Source organism: Selenobaculum gibii (assembly GCF_030273445.1).
In the GTDB taxonomy this organism is placed as follows: domain Bacteria; phylum Bacillota; class Negativicutes; order ICN-92133; family ICN-92133; genus Selenobaculum; species Selenobaculum gibii.
On record NZ_CP120678.1, the window covers coordinates 464626 to 476990 of the forward strand.

Below are 12365 nucleotides of genomic sequence, written 5' to 3' on the forward strand. Positions count from 1 at the left end.
TTGTTGTATGCACATTACGATAAAACTTCTCAAACCGGACAAGCGTTAACAGAGCATCTTGAAGTGGTAGCAAAGAAGATGGGGGAGAACATTTCCCCACTTCATTTTAAATGTTCGTCCAATGACAGATTAAAGCAACTGTTGTCCCAGACAGGCTACTATCATGATGTCGGTAAACTCATGAAGAGTTTTCAACGGTATCTTAAAACGGATAAAGGTGGACATGAAAAAGATCATGCATTGATTTCGGCGGGGCTGTTTAGCACAAACTATAAAGCTAGAGAAATTGACGGCTATTTAGCAATGCTAGCAATCGCTAAACATCATGGCGATTTGAATAATGATATCGCAATGGAGAATAACTTGTTTTCTCAGCTTACTAATCAGTACGAAGATATTTGTCAGCAAATTGAAGCTTATCCAGAGTATAAGGAGAAATTAAGCACAACTTTTGATTTAGCTGTGTATCAAAAATTTATACAAGATAATGTTAGCTATATAAGAAGTAAACGAAATTTATCGATGAATGGTGTAGAATCGTTTTTCTTGCTGCAATATATTTTTTCTAAGCTGATTTGGGCAGATAAATTAAATTCTGCTGGATTAGACAAAAAAGAAAGCGTGAATACGACTAAGCTGGCTGATATCGAACGTTATATTCGGGAAAAAAATCAGCAAGCCATGGCGGTAAATGAAAAGCGGGAAACGATTCGGCGTAGTGTACTAGAGAAAGTGGATGCGTTAACGGAGGAAGAGTTTGGTAAAACGCGGATTTTTCAATTAACTGCACCGACGGGAACAGGCAAAACCTTGACGAGTATTTGTGCGGGATTAAAGATTATGGAGCGGATGCAAAAGCTTTATCAGTGCCGCGGACAAATTATTACAGCATTGCCGTTTATCAATATTTTAGAGCAGACGAAAATAGATTATGAAGCATTTTTTGCTGATGTATTGGTGCATTATAGTGGGGCGGATTTGAATGCTACAGCGGAAAATAAATCTGAGCATGAGACTGATTTGCAGAAAAAACTGCTGTTAATGTCAGCGTGGGAAAGTCCAGTCGTGATTACTACCTTCGTACAATTTTTTGAATCTATTTTAACGGATAAGAATAAGCGATTGATAAAGCTTCACAAATTGGCGGGCAGTGTTGTCATCTTAGATGAGGTGCAAACGATTCCGTTTTACTATGCACCGCTTTTAGGGGCGGTGATTCAGCATTTGGCGGATTTTTATGGAACTCGGTTTATTTTAATGACCGCAACGCAGCCGGAAATTGTAACTATGGCAAATCGGTTTTTGCCTAAGGACAATCCTATGCATACCTATGAATTGTTGCCGAGCTACCAAGAGTACTATTCGGAGTTAAAGCGAACGAAGATTATTCCCGTCTTTGATAAGGTCGAAGATAATGAAGCGCTTGTCGAATTTATCAAAGCGACGAAAGAAGAGGATCAATCCGCATTGGTAGTGGTCAATACGATTCGGCAGAGTATCGAAGTTTATCAACTGTTAAAGGAAGATTACCAAGTGCTTTACCTATCAACGAATTTAATTCCTGTCGATAGAAAAGCGGTAATCAAAGAAGCAAAAGCTTTATTAAAGCAGAAAGTGCCGTTTATTTTAGTGTCAACACAAACGATTGAAGCTGGCGTTGATTTAGATTTTGACATCGGGTATCGGGATTTAGCACCGCTAGAATCGATTATTCAAGTTGCCGGCAGAATCAATCGGGCTGGTGATAAAGGGGAGTATCTGCCGTTATATGTATTTGATACAGGGAGTGCAAAATCTGTTTATGACCAGTATCCAAGGCAAGAAACGAGTAAAATGCTAAAAGCATGCGAAAGTATCGGTGAAGATAAATACTTATCTTTGATTAAGCAGTATTATCAACGAATTGCTAAATCGGAGCAGCATGAACGGCAGATTTATCGAGCAATGCATGTATTGGAGTATAAAACCGAGGTGAAGGATTGCCTGGCAATTCGTGATTTTTCGCTGATTGAGAATCAAGATAATGTTAAAACAGTTTTGATTACTAAAACAGCACAAGTACAGGAAAAAGCAGAAGAATATGCGCAGTTATTAGAAGAAGAACATTTAGATTTTGCACAAAAGGCCAAATTAAAACAACTCCTTACGGAATTGAGTCGCTATACGGTGGATATTCGCGTGGCGAATTTAGCTAAAAATATACCGTGTAAATTTGCCGATGTACATAGAGTCGAGCTGGATTGGTATGTCGTACAATTGGATGAAGTAAAAAACTATTATAATGAGACGGGATTTATGACAGAGAGCCCGCAAGCGTTTGTTTATTGATAAAAATCCCGATGGTTGCTAAAAACCGTCGGGATTTTTTATCGGGGAGGGATAGGAATGGACGTTAAAGTAAATGGAACCTTGATTTGGTATTACTATATTTGCAAGCGTGAAGTTTGGCTTATGGGGCATCAAATTGTGCCAGATCAAGAAAATGATAATGTGTTGATTGGTAAAAGTATCGCTGAATATTCGTATGCCCGTGAGAAAAAAGAAATTGTTGTTGATAACATTAAAATTGACGTTTTGGAACTAGCTGATGGGAAATTTTGCATTAGTGAAGTAAAGAAAAGCTCACGTTATAAGCAAAGTGCCAGGATGCAATTGGCATTTTACATGAGTAAATTGAAGGAACGTGGCATAGAGGCGAAAGGCGAATTAAGATTTCCTAAAGAGAAAATTCGGGAAGAAGTTGTCCTCGATGCACAAACAGAAGCAGAACTATTAAAAATAATAGAAGATATTTCAGTCATCTTAAATGAAGAAAAACCATTGCCGCCGGAAAAACAGAAGTTTTGCCGCAATTGTGCATATGCAGAATTTTGTTGGTGCTAAAGGGGGATAAATGATGAAAAAGACACTATACTTTTTCTCAGATGGGGTCTTGCAACGTAAAGATAATACGATATTTTTTGAAACGGCGGAGGGCAGAAGGTTTTTGCCGGTTGAAGATGTTGGCGAAATTATGGTATTTGGAGAAGTAAATTTTAATAAAGCGCTTGTGGAATTACTATCGCAAAAAGAAATTATTTTGCACTACTTTAATTATTATGGCTATTATATGGGAAGTTTTTATCCGCGCGAGCATTTGAATTCAGGGTATACGATTTTAAAGCAGGCTGAGTTTTATATGGATGAAGCGAAACGATTAGCATTAGCAAAATTGTTTGTAAGTGGGGCGGCGAAAAACATTCGGCAGATTCTAAAATATTATTTGAATCGTGGACGCGATTTAACGGAGATTTTAGAAACAGTTGGGAAGTTATTTCCGAGTATTGAAAGTTCAGAAACGATTCCGGAATTAATGGCGATAGAAGGGAATATTCGTGAAACATATTATAAGGCGTTTGATACGATTATCGATGATAAAGATTTTGTATTTCAGGAGCGAACTCGCCGACCTCCGAAGAATTATTTGAATACATTAATTAGTTTTGGCAATACATTAGCATATACTGTTTGTTTAAGTGAAATTTATAAAACTCATTTAGATCCACGTATAGGATATTTACATAGTACGAATTTTCGTAGATTTTCACTTAACTTAGATGTTTCGGAAATTTTTAAGCCTATTTTAGTAGATAGAATTATCTTTAGTTGTATTGCTAAAAAGATGATTACCAAGAAAGATTTTGTCAGTGATACCGAAGGGATTATTTTAAAAGAGAAAGGCAAGAAATGTTTTATTGAAAATTGGGAAGAAAAATTGAAAACGACATTCCAACATCGAGAAATTGGCAAATCTGTATCATATCGTCGCTTGATAAGGTTGGAATTATACAAAATTGAAAAGCACATTATGGGCGAAAAAACATATGAACCATTTATAGCTAAGTGGTAGTAGAGGTGATGATTTTGTTTGTGATACTAGTTTATGATATTCACGTAAAACGAGTGGCAAAAGTATTAAAAAAATGTCGTCAATATCTTAATTGGGTACAAAACTCAGTCTTTGAAGGAGAAATCTCCGATGGCAATTATAAAAAATTGATGATAGAATTGAATCATATTATAAAAGAGCAAGATTCGGTTATTATTTATAATATGAGGACAACAAGATATTACTCCAGAGCCATATTAGGTGTAGAAAGGTGCGAAACGGGTAATATATTGTAACGTAATGAATAAAAATTAAAAAAGTATGCAAGAAAAAAGTCGTCGACCATAGATAGTGTAAAAACACCTAGGGGTCGACGACTTTTTGTATGAGATTTTTTGATTGAAATAAAATTAAAAATAAAATTTCGCCAGAAAAAGTTGATTTTGCATAAATATTAGTGATTTTAGTAGAATTTTAATGTATAATATGGGTTATTAGATTACCTATAAGGAATTGAAACTCCGATACTTTCCATCGCCGCATGGAGTTACAATTAGTTATTAGATTACCTATAAGGAATTGAAACGCTTCTGCTTGTGCTTTCGTATAAACCTCTTTTTTCTCTGGTTATTAGATTACCTATAAGGAATTGAAACTTTCGAGATTGGCGGATGCTATCAAAATTGCCCCGGAGTTATTAGATTACCTATAAGGAATTGAAACGAAGGCTCAAGCGATCTGGACTTGATAAGGTTGTTCAGTTATTAGATTACCTATAAGGAATTGAAACCATCTTGCAACGCCCTAATGAATCCAGATGCCGTATTTGTTATTAGATTACCTATAAGGAATTGAAACCAACTATGAAGCCTTAGGAATCAAGCCATACGTACAAACGTTATTAGATTACCTATAAGGAATTGAAACACCTCACTCATGACTACATCACCCTGCGCCCCTACAGCAGTTATTAGATTACCTATAAGGAATTGAAACTTTATTAGTTCACCCTATTGACATGTAGTACATATTGGTTATTAGATTACCTATAAGGAATTGAAACAGCGTTTCAAGTTGCTTGTCACGTTCTTTTACTTGTTCGTTATTAGATTACCTATAAGGAATTGAAACCATTTACAGACAACCAGAGAAGGCTTCACAAAGAGTTATTAGATTACCTATAAGGAATTGAAACTATGCATTAGGAACCGTTTTATCGTACGCTGGCCGAGGTTATTAGATTACCTATAAGGAATTGAAACTCCCCATCATATCATTAATATAAAAAATTGTTCTTTCGTTATTAGATTACCTATAAGGAATTGAAACAAGCGAGAATACAACTTGCTCCGGAAAGCTTTACTACCGTTATTAGATTACCTATAAGGAATTGAAACCTTGCCAAAGGGAATCACCCCTTCCTTTTGTTCATTGCCGTTATTAGATTACCTATAAGGAATTGAAACATTGGCTTGTCATTACAGATGTAGCAGCCCCCACAGCAGTTATTAGATTACCTATAAGGATATTGTGATGAATAGGTGCGACGTTAATCATGATCGTGAAGGAGAGTTAGCAGGATTTTTGTCGCTTTAACTCGAATTTTAACATAATAGTATATTTACAATAGTAGGAGTCGAAAGTGAAAAATAAGAAAATGTTAGCTTGGATATTTACAGTTCTTTTTGTTTTGGGAGCAATTGGAATATACATAGGCAATTACTTTATTAATTTTGCTTTGCAAAGAGGAAATGATCAGGACAAAACAGCGGTACCTGTTGCTTGTATGCAAATTTTAGATCCACGAGTAAAAAAACAAGATGAGCCGTCGGTTGTAAAAGAAAATTGGACAATAGCATCATTGGATGGATTAAAGTTAGTTGGGACACACTTTGCGCCTAATGTTTCCAGCGATAAATGGGTGATTGTTGTGCATGGTTATGGTAGAGAGCAAAATAGCGTTTGGGATATTGCTACAAAGTATTTAAGTGAAGGGTATCATGTATTAACGCCAGATTTACGTGCAAGTGGAAAAAGTGAAGGAATTTATTTAAGTATGGGGCTTTTAGAAAGCGATGATATCAAACTATGGATTGATGAAATTATAGCGAAAGACCCACAGGCGAAAATTATATTACATGGGGTATCTATGGGAGCGGCAACTCTTATGTTAACCGCTGAAAAGGATCTACCTAGTCAAGTTAAAGTTTTAATTGAAGATTGTGGTTATACTAGTGCGTATACGATGTTTATAATGCAACTTGAAAAGATGTTTGGTTTACCATCGTTTCCGATTATGAATATTGTCGATGGTGTTGGACGTCTAAAAGCAGGCTATTTTATATCGGATGCAGCACCAATAAAAGTCATGGGAAAAATAAAAATTCCAACGTTGTTCATTCATGGCGAAGATGATGAACTTGCACCTGTATCTATGGTAGATGAGTTATATAGTGCGGCAACTTGTGAAAAACAAATTTTAAGAGTGCAAAATGCAGAACATGCGGATGCAAGAAAAGTAGATGCAGATAGATATTACGGTACAATTTTCAAATTTATTAATGATAAATTATAAAAGACATTTGCAAGAGCTATAGTAAATGATTTTCTAAGTAAAAAGAGTGTAAGAGTGTCCAATGAGTCTTTCGACTGCAGAGGAACACCTTACACTCTTTTTATAGATTTTTTAAGTTAAATAGTCTTTAGTTATACATTCCGTTTTGAGCCATATAATCATAAATAGCTTTTCCATGCTCTTGTTCTTCTTTTTGAATATGATTTAGTACATCCCTAATATTGTTTTCGGTGAATTCAAAAATAGAAATATTATAGTCAGAGGAAACATATTTTTCTGTAGTTAATGCATCTGAGCATAGATAAGCATCATTTTGTTTGTTCATTGTATTATCGTAGTATGCGGCTTGTGAAGAAGGTTGTTGTAAAGTATTTGAATTATTATTACTACTACTACTACTACTATTAGCATTCATAGTTGGGACAGAGCCATTTAGAATTTGATCAATGCTGTTTAGATGTTGCTGCTCTTTTTGACTGATTTGCTGAAATAAAGATTTTAATGATGGTGAGGAAGCTGATTGAGCGTATTTATTGTATTTTTGAACGCAAACTTCTTCACATTTTTTTAAGTCTGTTAACAAATTCACTTCTTTTTGTGTTAACAAAAAAATCACCCCTTCAATAGTATGACTGTTAAAAGCATAACTATACTACTGTATTTTTAGTTGAGATTTTGATAATCTTAGTTTATTTATCATTATATTAAAATATTTATGATTATTGCTAAAATAAAAAAATATCGTTTAAGTAAACAAGGATTCATTGTTAATATATAGAAGTTTCACTGTAGAACTATTTACGGAGGGGTGCTCATGAAATTTAAAGGGTATGTTCAAGTCTACACTGGTGATGGAAAAGGAAAAACAACTGCGGCAATAGGTTTAGCAATTCGAGCATTAGGCGCAGGTAAAAGAGTTTGTTTCTTACAATTTATGAAGAACAAGTCGTATAGTGAACATTGTATATTAAACAATTTATCTAGAAATTTGACGGTTAAAACGTTTGGGAAACCTTTTTTTATTGCTAAAAAAGAAGAATTTGACCGATTGAAAGAGGAGGTCATCGGTGAAGAAATTGTTGTCTTTAAAAGTGGTTTTCCACCGCGAGAATATGTAGCTTTAATTCATGAAGGAATGGAGGTGGCAAAGCGAGCAGTACAAAGTGGCGATTATGATATTGTTATTCTTGATGAAGTCATTGTAGCGGTATATTTTGAATTAATTGCAGGGAGTGAGTTGGATTTTTTAATTCAAAATAAATTAGATTCTGTTGAACTTGTTTTGACAGGACGCAAAGCGTCTAAGGAATTAATTGAAAAAGCCGATCTGGTTACAGAGATGAAGGAGATAAAACATTATTATACTAATGGAATTGAAGCGCGTGTGGGTATTGAAAATTAGTTTTTTAGAATTATCAAAATGTGTAGCTAGGGTGAACGATAGGGTTACTATTAATTCAGAAGAATAATTTTAATTCTGGTAAATTTTTATCTAGAAAGAAAATATTCTTTATAGTATAATAATCGCTATCTATGGGATTGTATTATCTTTGTTAGCATTATCAGAATTTAATGAAAATTAGGGAGAGTAAAAGGTTAGCAGAAATATTACCACACCCCAATTTGATAGGATTTGGAGGCGGTTTTATGAGTTTGAAACAAGAGTACAAAAAGAAAATAGTATCTGCTAATGAAGCAGTAAAAGTTGTGAAATCTGGAGACTGGGTAGATTATAGTTTTTGCTTAGGGCAACCAGTTGCGCTTGATCAAGCATTGGCATTAAGAAAAGAGGAGCTTTTTGATGTAAAAATTCGGGGCGGATTACGGATGGCTCCATTAGCTGTGGTTGATGTTGATCCTGAGCGTGAACATTTTTGTTATAATAGCTGGCATTTTAGCGGACTTGAACGGCAATTAAGTGATAAAGGTTTGTGTAACTATATTCCGATGATTTATCGCAACAAACCTTTACATTATCGTAAGAGTTTAGAAGTTGATGTGGCAATGATTATGGTTACACCGATGGATGAGTACGGGAATTTTAACTTTTCTTTTACGAATTCAGCAACGAAAGCAATTGTTGAGAAAGCAAAAATTGTTATTGTTGAGGTAAATGAGAATTTGCCGAGGGTTATTGGAGGAAAAGAAAACTCCATTCATCTTAGTGAAATTGATTTTATTGTTGAGGGGAATCATCCTGATATCCCGGTCATTAATCCAGGGAAAATCTCGGAAGAGGAGATTAAGATTGCAGCGCTTATTGCAGCAGAAATTCCTAATGGGGCTACGATTCAACTCGGCATTGGCGGATTGCCAAATGCAGTAGGAACAATGATTGCAGAATCGGATTTGAAGGACCTTGGTTTTCATACGGAAATGCTAGTAGATGCCTATATGGTGATCGATAAGGCTGGAAAAATGACAAACAAAAAGAAGAATATTAATATGGGGAAAGGTGTTTTTTCTTTTTGTGCGGGAAGCAGTGATTTATATGAATGGGTGAGAGGCAATAGACAGATTGAGTCTTATCCGATTAATTATGTAAATGATCCAGCAGTTATGTCACAAATTGATCACTTTATTACAATTAATAATTGCATTGAAGTAGATTTATACGGTCAGGTTGCCTCAGAATCGGCAGGTAAACGTCATATTAGTGGCACTGGAGGACAGTTAGATTTTGTAACTGGAGGATATTTGTCTAATGGTGGCAAGAGCTTTATTGCGCTTACCTCTACGTTTGTTGATAAAAAATCCGGTGAACTTAAATCGCGTTTAGTACCGAGTTTAATGGAAAGTACAGCAATAACCAATCCACGGTCGCAAGCACATTGTTTAGTTACTGAATGGGGTATTGCTGACTTAGCTGGAAGGACGACATGGGAACGTGCAGAAAGAATTATTCAAATCTCGCATCCTAGTTTTCATGATGAATTAATAAAACAGGCAGAAAAATTAGGGATTTGGCGCAAAACAAATAAGCGTATGTAATAAGCCTTGATTTAGGTGGAGTTTAAACTTCAGTTGAATCGGCAGATAACATGGAGGCATCCTATTGAAGTATCATAGGGTGCTTTTTATTATTAAATACTGGAATAATTATTATTAATAAAAACATTTCAAAAGATAGTGATTTTTGCTTGAGGTTGTTATATTATAAAATAGATTATTGTTAGAGGAGAGATGTATGATGTATGAATTTACAGATGATTATTTAACTGGTGTAGAGCAAATTGATAATGAACATAGAAAGCTTTTTGCAATCGCTAATGAAGCATACGAATTGTTGAAAGATAATTTTGTTTCTGATAAGTATGATTATATTAGAGAAATACTTGAAGAACTTCGAGGATATACGAAAACCCATTTTGCGCATGAAGAAGAATATATGGATAAGATTCAATATCGGAGAAGATTTTCGCAAAAAATTCAACATGCAGAATTTATAAAAAAATTAGAGGATATTGATTTAGATGGAATTGATGAAAATCAACAAGAGACTTTATTGGAAATTTTGGATTTTCTCGCAAATTGGTTAGTTTCCCATATTAAAAAAAGTGATACGTTGATTAATAAATAAAATTTGAAACTAAAAATGCAAAGAATATCCTGTAACATTACATATGGTAGATAATGGTGTATATCTTTTATGATTATCACAACTTGCAAAAATATAGAGCTTTTGAAAGCTAAATAGAAACAAAAACAACATTACTTTTTAAGTAATGTTGTTTTTGTTTCTATTTAAGAAGTCATATTTTAAACTGAAACTTTTGTAGTATTTTTATCTTTGATTAATGAAGACCATTTTTTGATAGAGCTAAATATGATGAATATAATAAGTAACATCATTATTGCACTTGATCCAGCTAATAATAATTGATTTTTAGGAAGATAGAATTCAAAAATATTATAAAAACCAGCTGTTAAAGCAGTTGCAATCATAAAGCATAATGGAATAACTGTTGTCCAGATATATTTAAGTTTCCCCATACGAATTAACATTGTTGTTCCGATTGCTAAAGTCATGCTGGCTAAAAGTTGATTTGATAAACCAAACAGTGGCCAGATGGAAGAAATTGAACCGCCAAATACAAGATACCCCCAAGCAAAGGAGATAAGTGCACTGGTAAATATAATTCCTGGCATCCAATGAACATTTCCAAGTGGTTTATATACAAGTCCACCAACTTCTTGAAGCAAATAACGACCAACGCGGGTTCCAGCATCGATGATTGTCAAGATGAAAAGTGCTTCAAACATAATAGCAAAGTGATACAAAAAGGACATCAATGATTCAAGACCAGGGATTTTTGCAAAAATATGTGCCATGCCGACAGCTAAAGATACTGCTCCGCCAGGACGTCCAGCGATATCTTCACTTACCATTTGCGATAAGAATGGCAATTCTTTAACTGCCATATCTAACTTTTCAAATACGGCAGGTGCGCTATTAATTGCAAAATAATCAGGCGGGAATAGGCTTGTTGCTGCAATTAATGCCATGATACCAACAAAGGATTCAGCGAGCATAGCGCCAAAGCCAATAGGTAAAATTTCTCTTTCATTTGTAATCATTTTTGGTGTAGTTCCGGTAGAGATAATGGAATGGAATCCAGAAATTGCGCCGCAAGCAATAGTAATACAGATAAACGGCCATACTGGACCTGGTACTACGGGACCGCCACCATGGATGAATTCTGTTATTGGAGGCATGTGAATTTCTGGTTGTACAATAATAATTCCTAAGGCTAGAGCACCAATTGTTCCAATTTTCATATAGGTGCTTAAATAATCACGAGGTGCAAGTAATAACCAAACAGGAAGAGCTGCGGCAATGAAACCATATAAAGGTAGAATAAGATCAAGTTGAACTCTGCTCAAGGTAAAATAAGGTGCAAATGATGAATGCTGAATCAAGGAACCGCCAAAAACTGCTGCTAATACTAAAACAACTCCAATGAAAGAAGCTTCGCCGATATGACCAGGACGAAGAAAACGCATATAAACTCCAATGAATAAAGCAATTGGAATTGTTGCACCGACGGTAAAAGTTCCCCAAGGACTATTAAATAATGCATTTGCTACAGCAATAGCCATACCTGCCATAGTAATGATCAAGATAAAAATTACAGCAATGGAAGCTGCGAGCCCTGTAGATTTACTGATTTCTGCTTTTGCAATTTCGGCGATAGAAAGGCCATCGTGACGGATTGAAGCAAATAAAATTACAATATCATGAACCGCTCCACCAATACAAGCGCCGACTAACAGCCAGATCATACCGGGTAAATATCCAAATTGTGCAGCTAAAACCGGCCCAACTAAAGGACCTGCTCCGGCGATTGCGGCAAAATGATGCCCAAAGGTTACCCATTTGTTTGTAGGAACATAATCGTGCCCATCTTCGTGGATGATTGCAGGGGTTGGTCGATTTGGATCTAATGCTAAAACTTTTGCGGCTATAAAGGCACCATAAAACCGATAACAAATTACAAGAATTAATGCTGAAATAATAACCATGTAAAGTCCGTTCATAAAGATTCCCCCAATGTGAATTTTATAAGAGCGTAAATAAATTTATAAAAACCCAAAACATTTTGAATTTTTGAAATTTTCATTATAGAAATAGTTGATTAAAACATAGTGACAAACAATTCATATGTTTTGGATAATTTTTCATGTTAAGTATAGCAGAAAAAATTTTCTTTCTCAATGAATTTGCAGTTAAAACTTATAAAAATAACGCAAGCTAGAGAATTAAATAAATAATAACAATTTCTGAATAAATATAATTATAAAAATGTATTTATTTAAGTTGTTTTGTATAGATATGTAAAATGTTTTGATGTAGAATAGAATTTATTAATATTTTACTAATAAATCTTAAAACCTAATATTTAAAAAGAGATTGGTGATAAA

General features: G+C 34.7%; 10 protein-coding genes and 1 CRISPR repeat array. Of the genes, 8 read left to right on the top strand and 2 right to left on the bottom strand.

Annotated features, from left to right (window positions below; genetic code table 11):
- From cas3 to P3F81_RS02125, 5 genes are all read left to right on the top strand, one after another.
- Window positions 1-2328, top strand: coding sequence for a CRISPR-associated helicase Cas3' (gene cas3 / locus P3F81_RS02105; RefSeq protein WP_147666780.1), 2328 nt, complete (start codon window positions 1-3; stop codon window positions 2326-2328).
- Window positions 2329-2385: 57 nt separating this feature from the next.
- Window positions 2386-2883 carry a CRISPR-associated protein Cas4 gene (cas4, locus tag P3F81_RS02110; protein WP_147666778.1) on the top strand — a complete coding sequence of 166 codons (498 nt, stop codon included), beginning with the start codon at window positions 2386-2388 and terminating at the stop codon, window positions 2881-2883.
- A 13-nt stretch (window positions 2884-2896) separates the two neighbouring features.
- Window positions 2897-3889 carry a type I-B CRISPR-associated endonuclease Cas1b gene (gene cas1b, locus P3F81_RS02115; protein ID WP_147666776.1) on the top strand — a complete coding sequence of 331 codons (993 nt, stop codon included), beginning with the start codon at window positions 2897-2899 and terminating at the stop codon, window positions 3887-3889.
- A gap of 8 nt (window positions 3890-3897) precedes the next feature.
- Window positions 3898-4164 carry a CRISPR-associated endonuclease Cas2 gene (gene cas2, locus P3F81_RS02120; protein WP_309320781.1) on the top strand — a complete coding sequence of 89 codons (267 nt, stop codon included), beginning with the start codon at window positions 3898-3900 and terminating at the stop codon, window positions 4162-4164.
- Window positions 4165-4358: 194 nt separating this feature from the next.
- Window positions 4359-5334: direct repeats of the CRISPR family, unit length 30 nt; unit sequence GTTATTAGATTACCTATAAGGAATTGAAAC.
- A 176-nt stretch (window positions 5335-5510) separates the two neighbouring features.
- A complete protein-coding gene (locus P3F81_RS02125; RefSeq protein WP_147666774.1) occupies window positions 5511-6443 on the top strand; it encodes an alpha/beta hydrolase in 933 nt (310 codons plus the stop codon).
- A 127-nt stretch (window positions 6444-6570) separates the two neighbouring features.
- On the opposite strand, the gene P3F81_RS02130 is transcribed toward P3F81_RS02125, so the two are convergent.
- On the bottom strand, window positions 6571-7050 hold the full coding sequence (locus tag P3F81_RS02130) for a spore coat protein (protein ID WP_309320581.1): 480 nt from the start codon (window positions 7048-7050) through the stop codon (window positions 6571-6573).
- 207 nt (window positions 7051-7257) lie between these two features.
- Between P3F81_RS02130 and P3F81_RS02135 the strand changes: the two genes are divergently transcribed.
- From P3F81_RS02135 to P3F81_RS02145, 3 genes are all read left to right on the top strand, one after another.
- On the top strand, window positions 7258-7845 hold the full coding sequence (locus tag P3F81_RS02135) for a cob(I)yrinic acid a,c-diamide adenosyltransferase (RefSeq protein ID WP_147666772.1): 588 nt from the start codon (window positions 7258-7260) through the stop codon (window positions 7843-7845).
- A 245-nt stretch (window positions 7846-8090) separates the two neighbouring features.
- Window positions 8091-9434, top strand: coding sequence for an acetyl-CoA hydrolase/transferase family protein (locus P3F81_RS02140; protein WP_147666770.1), 1344 nt, complete (start codon window positions 8091-8093; stop codon window positions 9432-9434).
- A 196-nt stretch (window positions 9435-9630) separates the two neighbouring features.
- Window positions 9631-10023 (top strand): bacteriohemerythrin, encoded by a 393-nt coding sequence (locus P3F81_RS02145; RefSeq protein WP_147666768.1) that lies wholly within the window; start codon window positions 9631-9633, stop codon window positions 10021-10023.
- 179 nt (window positions 10024-10202) lie between these two features.
- On the opposite strand, the gene P3F81_RS02150 is transcribed toward P3F81_RS02145, so the two are convergent.
- Window positions 10203-11981: a carbon starvation CstA family protein gene (locus P3F81_RS02150; RefSeq protein ID WP_147666766.1), complete on the bottom strand. Its 1779-nt coding sequence runs from the start codon at window positions 11979-11981 to the stop codon at window positions 10203-10205.
- Window positions 11982-12365 lie beyond the last annotated feature (384 nt).